A 5,206-nucleotide genomic window follows, 5' to 3' on the forward strand; every position below is an offset into this window, starting at 1 on the left:
GCATCCTACCTCAAAATTACACCCGTACACATGAGCCGAATCAGACGCAAGCAAAGCTTTGACAACAAAAAATAAACATAGGTTTAGAAATTTACATTCATAACAATATTCCAAGAGTATCTTAATCTGCCAAAGGATTCTTCTTTTTATCTTTGTCTTATCTTTGGTTGGTTCAACGAAGAGACAAAATAAAGATTGAATGAGTTAAACAAGAGATTAAAAAAGAGAATATGAAAACAAAAGAAATTCTTGGAATACTTATGCTATTCCTCTGTACATTCAGTTTTATAAGCTGCGACGATGATAATGAACAGACAAATGAATTAACCCCCGAAGCACTTTATCAGACTTCATGGCGTGGAACAGGACATTGTGAAGCTTGGGCAGTACAAAATATGGGGGTCGGTATGCAATTTGTAGATACTCGGAAAGGGAAAGTAAATTGGGAAGGTTACGATGAAATTGATATTACTTATACAATAGAAGGGAAATATATCACATTTAATAGCAATGCTTTATATTTGGGGGGAGCCCCTTGGATTATCAAAAGCTATACCCAAAAACATATAACCATTATACAGAATGAAATTAGTCCAGATAAAGAGAAAGTAGCTACAATTGAATTAGAGAAAATAGATTAAACTGAATCATAGGAACATTAAGTTGCATAAATGTATGCTACAACAAAACAAAGAGAACCGTGAGATTCGCAAATTGAGCAAAGAAAGGATGAAAGAACATATAAATACCTTGTAAACAAAGGGAAAATGCAGATTCATCTAATATTCCTTTATGTGCTATTATCGGGCTGGTCTATGTGCTGAAATACAAGGAAAAGAGATTCACCTTGTTCTCTTACATAGGATTGGTTATTGGGATAGGATGAGCAATTTATATGCTACTGATAATAAGGTCAATGTAAATCAAAGTAATATGAAACTGAAATATATATTGAATGCTATAATATTTGTTTTGGCATTATCTTTTTTGTCTATGTGTATATTTAAGACTACAGAGTTAAGTTTAAAATGTATGCAATTTGCTGTATCTATCTCCTGTATAGGAGCAATGTTTTCTACAAAAAGATATAGATACATATTTGCATCTATTGCTTTAATCATTATAGGAATATCTTTTTTACTTTAGATGTCCATAATAACGATAATGATTTGATTGTTGCTAATGTCTTCATAATAGCATCTGTCAAGTATATTTACTTCAGCAAACGCCCCCGTAGGTGCAGTTCCTATTCACAATTAAATCATTGCCTAATCATCATCCAAACAATTCAGCGGATTGGGGATTTTGGGCTTTTCAAATTAGACTATCCGCAAATATAGAAAAAGTGCAATACACCACGAAGATGCACTGCACTTTTCTCCATATATTGGGTGGGCTTTAACATTTACAGTTTGTATCCCTTGTTTTCCCGGTTTATGGCTTGCCCAGTCGGTTGGCTTCCTTTTTCAACCGCTCGGCTTGTTCATTGAGCAGCCTTGCACGCTCCAACGCTTCCGCCTGCTTCCTACTGCGGTATTCAAAATCCGTCACCGAATCAGTCAAGTTTTGGATGAAAACGTTATCCCGTTCCCTACTGAAATTCGTTTCCAGCAAATCAAGGCAGTCCCCGTCCGCTTCCCCTTTCATCAGAATGTAGCGGTATTTCATATCGTTGTCCTGCAACTGCTGCATCCGTCCAGCCAAATGGATATTCAGGAACAAGGAAACGAAACAGATAACCAGCCCTGCCAAAAAGAGAAGCAGTTTCGGACGCAACAAACCGCTTATCCGCTGGGACAGCGATGCTGGTTCGGTTTCCGCTTTTTCAGTTGTGCGTTCCTTATGGTAAGAATCCAACGCATCCAGCATTTCTTTCAGACAACGGTAGGTAGCCGTTACAAATTTTCTCACTTCTCCTATGGATTGCTGCTGCTCCTGTTCCGTATTCTTTATGTCGGCAAGTTGGCTTTGGATAGCCTGCAATTCCTTTTCGGGAACAGCCGGATTATTGTGCAGTTCCGACAATGCCTGTTCGATTGCGTTCAGCCTTTCGATAGTTTCTTCCCGACTGGCTGGCGTTACCTGTGCTTCCTGCTTCTCTTTCAGTTCAGTAACCATTGAGAGAAGCCCCTCTAAAATCAAATTTTCCTCCATGTATTTACAATTTAAGTTGTTTTTTCTTTTTCTTCTTCTTTCTCAAATTAAAATTAGGTTCTTCATCCACTGGGGGAGAAGAAGCGGAAAACAGACCGAGCGAACCAGTTATCAACGGACTGTCAGCCTTGCCCGGTACAGGTGCTTGTTCCCGAACGGGCGCGAAAGTTGTTTGCCGTTGGCTTCCGGCAACATTCATTCCTGCATACCCGAAACATTTGTCCAGTTTGGAAAAACTGAAACTCCGGTCTATCTCCGAACCCTTGAACGTGTATTCACCTTTGGAAAAGGATATGCCCTGTATCTCGTCGGTCTGTCCCTTTCGTTTGAACCGGACGGTAATACCCTTTTCTGCTAACCGCTCCTGTAACTGCTGCCAGTTACGGGATTTGCCGATTTCGTTCTTCACAGCCGTGTAAATCTCGTATTTCGACTTGTCCGGCTCTTTCAGTCGGTGCTGCTTTACCTGTTCTTTTCCACCAGCGAAATAAAGCCCGTGTTTGGCTTTCAGCTTCTTGCATACCTGTTCGTTACGGTACATATCGTTCCTGTCCGAAATGGTCTTGCCGTTATTGTCTATGCGGTTGAACACGATATGCACGTGCGGATGTTCCCGGTCTTGATGACGCACGATGATATACTGCGTATTGGTGATTTTCATTTCACGCATATACTCCTGCGCAAGCTGTACCATCTTCCCGTCTGTCAATTTGGGCGCATCCACTGTCGAATAACTTAACGCAATATGTCCGACAGGCTTCTTCAAATCGGGATTCATCCCGGTCTGCATACAGAAGCTGCGGATTATATCACCCCGGCTTTCAGTCAGAACCCCGTCCGCATGAAGCAAAACCGCCTGCTCCTTGCCGAGCACATAGTTCACACAGCCCTTAAAACCGCTTCCCTTTTTTATTTTTCCAATCATCCGACAAATGGTTTATGATTCCAATAATCCTGTTTTTGAGCTTCACCAGTTCCACCGCCACCAGTGCGAAACCTCCGGCATTCGCCCGGTGCGCCAACTGGTTGATGTTGTTGGCTTCCCCTGCCAGTTTGCGGATGGTGTCCGCATCCTGCCTGTTCAGCCGGGGTATGACCTCTGCCGAAACAACCGCCTGCCTTACATACTCACTGACACGCAACCCGGCTTCCCCGGCTCGCTTCCTGATGGCGTAATACTGCAACTCGGTCAGTTTCGTACTGACAACCCGTTGCTGCTTCTCTATCCGTTTCTTTGCCGGACGTCCCCCCGGCTTGTCCTTTATACTCGTCATGGTTTTTTACGTTTGAATGGTGTCTTAAAAATTGCGACCAACGGGAGAAATTTTCTTTGCGGTGAGCAAAGCAAGGTAGTTTCGGTTTACCGAAACATAACCTTGCTCTCCAAATAAACCGCCAGCCGTTGATAGTCCTGCCGGATTAAATGCCCCTGCCTCTCTTTTGTCTTGGGGCGGCACGTTGTCCGGTTTCCTGCTTCGTTTCCTGCACTTGGCTGGCTTCGTTTTTCTGTTCCTGCTTCCTGCCGCACAGGTAATCGTTCAAGTCCGAATATCCCCTGTAATTGTGTGAGAAGTCACGTACACGGTAGGAGTATTCCAACTCGATATCCCGTGTCGCTTCATATCCAGCCTTGTCATTGTCAAGCATACAGTGGATGCGTTCATACAGGGACATCACGTCAAGGGCTTTCGACACATTGGCGGTAGAGTTAAGAATGACATAATCCTGCCTGTCAAGGTCGGGCATGGTCGGACAGTTCCTCATGCGGAGCGTAAGGAAAGAGAGGTAGTCCATGAAACCCTCGAACACCAGACATTTCTCTCTCGGCTCTCCCTGCTGCCGTATATGGGTGATGTCTTTCGGGGCGATGCAGCCTTTGAAAAAAGAGTTGCGCACCTCATAACCTCCTGTCATGTTCGGGAAACCGATAGCGAAGAACGGTCTGCCGTTATTGGTAAAATGGAGTTCCTTACATTCTCTCTTTGCCAGTTCGATATTGATACCCCGTCCCTGCAAGTAACGGAGCAATGCCGGATGGGTAAGGTCACGGACTTCCAAATGCTGGAAACTCGGTTCTTTCCTACGCTGGGGAAAAGAAAAACTGACCGGACGGATGTGCGGTGTCTGTTCCGCTATCCGGTTTAAAAGGTATGGCAAGCTGTCTGAACAATAGAGTTCCTTTGCCAGTGCGATGAGGTTGCCGCCCTTGCCTGCGCCAAAGTCATACCAAAGGTTGCGGTCAGTGTTCACCTTGAAAGACGGTTCGTGTTCCTCCCTTAACGGTGATTTGTACCATAAACCGTTACCCTGCTGTTTGACAGGAGAGTAACCTAAACTGTGCAGATAGTCTGCGATGGGTATTTGTTTCACATCTTCGATGTTCATAACATTTTCTTTTTGGGGATAAAAAAATAGTTGAAAAGTGCACCAGTCCTGTTTAGTCCGTTATATATACACCCGTACCATACTAAACCTGCCTGTTCCGATACTGGGAAATAGTAAGTCCGTTCCTCTTGTATATACACCCGGACTAAACCAAACTGACTTTTAATAATGGAAATCGGGATTATAGCGGTAGCCCTTGCCCTCTTTCACAATCATGCGCTTGTTCACAAGGAACTTGTTAAGTGACACAAGGACATTGCGTCCACGCTCGTAACCGATACTCGCATAACCCTGTTTCAATGCCGCTATGACATTGGAATAGCCTTGTACCACCTGCTTGCCGAAACCGTTCTCCAACGCTTCCCGGTGTTGCTGTTCAGCCAGTTCCGTAAGCGAAAAGTTCCTGTCCTGCTTAGGTTGTTGGAATACATAATCATCCACGATTTCGGGTAAAGCGTTGTCATTGATACGGAATGCGAACGGGTCAAATTCCCGGTCACGTATGTGCATCGCCTTTACCTCGCTTATGTTGCCGTCCTGCTGGCTTTTCGTGATTTGCAGGACGGTTTCAGCCTTGTTGTTCAGTTCCGTACCGATATGCCCCCTTGTGTTGTCATCCCCCTTGTTCAAATGCAGTACGGTATGGATATGCAGGTTATATCCGCTT

5 protein-coding genes and 2 pseudogenes are annotated in these 5,206 nt (G+C 44.2%); 2 read left to right on the forward strand and 5 right to left on the reverse strand.

Annotation, left to right across the window (positions count from 1 at the left end; all coding sequences use genetic code 11):
• A pseudogene (locus DXA74_RS16955) lies at nucleotides 1-75 on the forward strand (Crp/Fnr family transcriptional regulator); the annotation flags it as partial.
• A 155-nt stretch (nucleotides 76-230) separates the two neighbouring features.
• Nucleotides 231-641, forward strand: coding sequence for a hypothetical protein (locus DXA74_RS15460; RefSeq protein WP_118529027.1), 411 nt, complete (start codon nucleotides 231-233; stop codon nucleotides 639-641).
• A gap of 793 nt (nucleotides 642-1,434) precedes the next feature.
• Here DXA74_RS15460 and DXA74_RS15475 read toward each other — a convergent pair.
• The 5 genes and pseudogenes from DXA74_RS15475 to DXA74_RS15495 all read right to left on the reverse strand — a co-directional run.
• Entirely contained in the window at nucleotides 1,435-2,154 is a 720-nt protein-coding gene (locus DXA74_RS15475) for a hypothetical protein (protein WP_117543722.1), read from the reverse strand.
• 4 nt (nucleotides 2,155-2,158) lie between these two features.
• Nucleotides 2,159-3,079, reverse strand: coding sequence for a relaxase/mobilization nuclease domain-containing protein (locus tag DXA74_RS15480; RefSeq protein ID WP_117678390.1), 921 nt, complete (start codon nucleotides 3,077-3,079; stop codon nucleotides 2,159-2,161).
• Nucleotides 3,045-3,428, reverse strand: coding sequence for a MobC family plasmid mobilization relaxosome protein (locus DXA74_RS15485; RefSeq protein ID WP_004315361.1), 384 nt, complete (start codon nucleotides 3,426-3,428; stop codon nucleotides 3,045-3,047). The genes DXA74_RS15480 and DXA74_RS15485 overlap by 35 nt, the downstream gene beginning before the upstream one ends.
• Before the next feature lie 145 nt (nucleotides 3,429-3,573).
• Nucleotides 3,574-4,539: a toprim domain-containing protein gene (locus DXA74_RS15490; protein WP_007656447.1), complete on the reverse strand. Its 966-nt coding sequence runs from the start codon at nucleotides 4,537-4,539 to the stop codon at nucleotides 3,574-3,576.
• A gap of 162 nt (nucleotides 4,540-4,701) precedes the next feature.
• Nucleotides 4,702-5,206, reverse strand: a pseudogene (locus DXA74_RS15495) (mobilization protein); the annotation flags it as partial.

The organism is Bacteroides sp. OF04-15BH (assembly GCF_003477995.1).
Classification (GTDB): domain Bacteria; phylum Bacteroidota; class Bacteroidia; order Bacteroidales; family Bacteroidaceae; genus Paraprevotella.

What these genes read in the sequence shown, in the direction of transcription:
- DXA74_RS15480 (WP_117678390.1), bottom strand. Translation starts at nt 3,079, where the DNA reads ATGATTGGAAAAATAAAAAAGGGAAGCGGTTTTAAGGGCTGTGTGAAC.
- DXA74_RS15485 (WP_004315361.1), bottom strand. Translation starts at nt 3,428, where the DNA reads ATGACGAGTATAAAGGACAAGCCGGGGGGACGTCCGGCAAAGAAACGG.
- DXA74_RS15460 (WP_118529027.1), top strand. Translation starts at nt 231, where the DNA reads ATGAAAACAAAAGAAATTCTTGGAATACTTATGCTATTCCTCTGTACA.
- DXA74_RS15490 (WP_007656447.1), bottom strand. Translation starts at nt 4,539, where the DNA reads ATGAACATCGAAGATGTGAAACAAATACCCATCGCAGACTATCTGCAC.
- DXA74_RS15475 (WP_117543722.1), bottom strand. Translation starts at nt 2,154, where the DNA reads ATGGAGGAAAATTTGATTTTAGAGGGGCTTCTCTCAATGGTTACTGAA.